This window comes from Microbacterium sp. UBA837 (assembly GCF_002296025.1).
Lineage (GTDB): Bacteria > Actinomycetota > Actinomycetes > Actinomycetales > Microbacteriaceae > Microbacterium.
In genome coordinates this window covers 1-4,297 of the sequence record NZ_DBHD01000031.1, presented here as the reverse complement: position 1 = coordinate 4,297, position 4,297 = coordinate 1, and the positions used below count along the sequence as shown (strand labels likewise).

General features: G+C 68.2%; 3 protein-coding genes. All 3 read left to right on the top strand.

Annotation, left to right across the window (positions count from 1 at the left end):
• The coding region (locus tag B3587_RS02565; RefSeq protein WP_292726313.1) for a LacI family DNA-binding transcriptional regulator at nucleotides 1-886 on the top strand (886 nt) is incomplete at its 5' end.
• Between the two features lie 142 nt (nucleotides 887-1,028).
• A complete protein-coding gene (locus tag B3587_RS02560; RefSeq protein WP_292726315.1) occupies nucleotides 1,029-3,026 on the top strand; it encodes an APC family permease in 1,998 nt (665 codons plus the stop codon).
• A gap of 68 nt (nucleotides 3,027-3,094) precedes the next feature.
• The coding region (locus B3587_RS02555; protein WP_292726312.1) for an aminotransferase class V-fold PLP-dependent enzyme at nucleotides 3,095-4,297 on the top strand (1,203 nt) is incomplete at its 3' end.

The window sequence follows — 4,297 nt, the reverse complement described above, 5'->3', positions numbered from 1 at the left end:
CGGATACGTCGTCTCCTCGTCGGCGTCGAGCCTGGCATCCGGCCGCACCCGCAACATCGGCGTCGTGATCCCTCACCTCGACCGGTGGTTTTTCAGCACACTCCTCAGCGGCATCGCCGAAGAGGTGACGCGGGCGGGCTACGACATCACGCTGTACAACGTGACGCCCGACCGGGAGCACCGCCGCCAGGTGTTCGACACCTTCCTGCGCCGGCAGCGGGTCGACGGGGTGATCGCTGTTGCGCTGGAGCTCGGCGAGCACGAGTCGCGGGCGCTGCTCTCGCTCGGAATGCCGGTGATCGCGATCGGCGGGCCGAACGAACTGCTTCCCACGCTCTCCATCGACGATGTGGGCCTCGGGCGCCTGGCCACCGAGCACCTGCTTGCGATGGGACACCTCGACATCGGTCACATCGGAGCCGACCCCGAGTTCGACATCGACTTCCACATTCCGTCCAGCCGCAGGCACGGTTTCGAGTCGGCGCTGCGGGCAGCGGGCATCGATCCGCGACCAGAGCTGTTCGAGCCCGGCGACTTCACGATCGAGGGCGGCTTCCGCGCAGCGAAGCAGCTCCTCGGCAGGCCCGGAGCATCGCCGACAGCGATCTTCGCGGCATCCGATGAGATGGCGATCGGGGCGATGCTGGCAGCCCGCGACCTGGGTTACCGCGTGCCGGAGGACCTGTCGATCGCAGGAATCGACGGCCACGAGCTGGGCCGATTCTTCGACCTGACCACGGTCGACCAGTTCCCCGCGGGGCAGGGCGCGCGCGCCGCCGCGACCATCCTCCACGAGCTCGAGCAATCGGCAGGCAGCGTCCCCGACCGCGAAGAACTGCCCTACGAACTCGTGGTGCGGGGCAGCACCGCGCGCATCGGCGCGTGACCGCGGGTCCGCTGCAGCTTGCGCGGGTGCCCGCGCAGGCGTAGTCTCGCCCGCCGTGACACTTGACGCGCCCGAATCGGGCGTACCCGAGACGCCCGTCGCTAAGCGCATCCTCCTGGGCCAGCCGCTGTCCTCTGACGCGATGGACGAGCACCTGCTCCCGAAGAAGATGGCGTTGCCGATCTTCGCCTCCGACGCACTGTCGTCCGTGGCCTACGCGCCGCAGGAACTGCTCATGATCCTGCTGACCGGCGGGCTCGCGTTCCTGGCCTTCTCGCCGTGGATCGCCGCCGCCGTCGTCGTGCTGCTGAGCGTCGTCGTGCTCAGCTACCGCCAGCTCATCAAGGCGTACCCGTCAGGCGGCGGGGACTACGAGGTGGCCCGCACCAACCTCGGTGAGGTACCCGGTGTCGTCGTGGCAGCCGCCCTGTTGGTCGACTACGTCCTCACCGTGGCGGTGTCGGTGGCCTCGGGAGTCGACAACATCATCTCCGCCCTCCCCGGGCTCGACCCGGCGCGCGTCGAACTTGCCATCGGCTTCGTCGTCGTGATCGTGCTCATCAACCTGCGGGGCGTGCGCGAGGCATCCCTCGTCTTCGCGATCCCCACCTATGTCTTCATCGGCTCGGTGGTGTTCATGATCGGCACCGGGCTCGTGCGCACCGCGCTCGGGGACCCGCCGGTTGCGTCATCCGCTGAGTTCGCGGTGCAGGCCGAGAGCCTGTCACAGGCTGCCGTCATCCTGCTCGTTCTGCGCGCCTTCTCGAGCGGATGCTCCGCCCTGACCGGTGTCGAAGCGGTCTCCAACGGCGTCCCGGCGTTCCGCCGCCCCAAGGTGCGTAATGCCCAGACCACCCTCACGATGATGGGCGGCGTCGCGATCCTGATGTTCGCGGGCCTGACCGCGCTCGCCCTGGTGGCGGGAGTGCACTACGCGGAAGATCCCTGCACGCTCGTCGGATTCGACTGCGCGAATCAGCCGCAGCCGAGCCTCATGGCGCAGGTCGCTGCCGCAACGTTCGGCATGGGGTCGATCCCCTTCTATCTGATTCAGGCTGCTACCGCGCTCGTGCTGCTGTTGGCAGCCAACACCGCCTTCAACGGCTTCCCCCTTCTCGGGGCGGTCCTGGCCCGCGACGGATACGCACCGAAGGCGCTGAACACCCGCGGCGACCGCCTCGTGTTCTCCAACGGGATGCTGGTGCTCGGTCTCATCGCGATCGCCGTGCTGGTCATCTACCAGGCCAATCTCACGACGCTCATCCAGCTGTACATCATCGGGGTCTTCGTCTCGTTCTCGATCGGCCAGATCGGCATGGTGCGACACTGGCGCCGCATCATCCGGGCCACCACCCGCGTCGAAGCGCGGCGAGATCCGGCATCCGGCCTCGAGCGCCGTGGCGCGATCACGGGACTGATCATCAACACGACCGGAGCTACCTTCACCGCCGCCGTTCTCGTCATCGTGACCGTGACGAAGTTCACGCACGGGGCCTGGCTCGTCTTCCTGGCGATCCCGATCCTTGCCACCCTGATGCTCGGCGTGAACCGGTACTACCGCGACGTCGAGCACGAGATCCGGATGGATGACGAGATCCACTTCGGCTCGGACGGCGATGTTGCACTCGTCATGGTCAGCCGGCTGCAGAAGCCGGTAGCGAAGGCGCTCGACTATGCGATGGCCGCGCGCCACGACAAGACGATTGCGCTCCACGTTGCGACCGACCACGAGGATGCCGACGCCCTGCAGGAGGAGTGGAAGGCGCACGGAATCCCCATTCCCCTCGTGATCATCGACTCGCCCTACCGCACCTACGCGGGACCGATCGGCGAGTTCATCCGGCGCTATCGCGAGAAGAACGGGCCGGCCGTGATGACCGTGTATCTGCCGCAGTACATCGTCGGGCACTGGTGGGAGACACTGCTGCACAACCGCCGCTCCCGGCGGCTCGCCCAACAGCTCATGCTGATCCATGGCGTCACGATCACGCTCGTGCCGTGGTTGCTCGACTCGTCCGAGCTGATCTACGGTCGCCGGTCGCGCCCCTTGCCTGGCCAGGAGCGCGCAGGGCGTCCCTACGATCCGGTCGAGAACTTCGAGCACGCCGAGCACTCGAGCCTCGAGCGTCCGCAGGATTAGCGCGCGGCATCCGTCACCCCGGACCACCGACCCGATCCGCCGACACGTACGGCGCGTACGCTGGAGGGGTGACCGTTCCTGCCGTGACCCCGCTGGATCTCGCCGCCATCCGCGCCGACTTCCCCTTGCTCGCGCAGGAGGTGAATGGCCACCCGCTCGCCTACCTGGACTCTGCCGCGACGAGCCAGAAGCCGCAGCAGGTGATCGATGCCGAGGTCGAGTTTCTGACGCACACGAACGCCGCGGTCCACCGCGGTGCTCACACGCTCGCAGCGGAGTCCACTGACGCGTTCGAGGATGCCCGTGAGGCGGTCGCCGCGTTCGTGGGCGCCGGCGAGGGGGAGCTCGTCTGGACTTCCGGTGCCACCGCCGGCATCAATCTCGTCGCATACGCGATCGGGAATGCGACCCTCGGGCGGGGCGGCGAGGCTGCGCGGCGCTTTGCCCTGCGCCCCGATGACGAGATCGTCGTCACGGAGTCCGAGCACCATGCGAACCTCATCCCGTGGCAGGAACTCGCTGCCCGCACGGGTGCGCGGCTGCGCCACATCCCGGTGCTGGACGACGGACGCCTCGACATGGATGCCGCCGCCGAACTGATCGGCGACCGCACCCGGATCGTCGCGTTCCCGCACGTGTCGAACGTGCTGGGCATCATCAACCCCATCGACGACCTCATCGCTCTGGCTCGCAGCGCCGATGCGATCACGGTGATGGATGCCTGTCAGTCAGTGCCGCACCTCAGCATCGACCTCCCGGCGATCGGCGTGGACTTCGCCGTGTTCTCGGGCCACAAGATGCTCGGCCCGTACGGCATCGGCGGGCTCTACGGCAAGCGCGAGCTGCTCAACGCACTGCCGCCGTTCCTTACCGGCGGGTCGATGATTACGACGGTGACCCTCGATGAGGCGCAGTACCTGCCCTCGCCGCAGCGCTTCGAGGCCGGGACGCAGCCGGTCTCGCAGGCTGTCGGCCTCGCCACCGCTGCCCGCTACCTGCAGTCGCTCGGGATGGACGCGGTTCACGCGCACGAGGTCGAGCTCGAGCGGCGCATGCGTGACGGGTTGCGCGAGATTCCCGGCATCCGTCTGCTCGGAGACACGGATGCCGCGCCCCGCGTCGGGCTCGCCTCCTTCGCGGTCGACGGCGTCCACGCTCACGACGTCGGGCAGTTCCTCGACTCGCGGGGCGTCGCGGTGCGCGTGGGACATCACTGCGCGCAGCCCCTGCACCGCCGGTTCGGTCTTACGGCCTCGGTGCGGGCCTCGGCA

Coding starts and splice junctions, on each gene's coding strand:
- B3587_RS02560 (WP_292726315.1), top strand. CDS start 1,029: ATGGACGAGCACCTGCTCCCGAAGAAGATGGCGTTGCCGATCTTCGCC.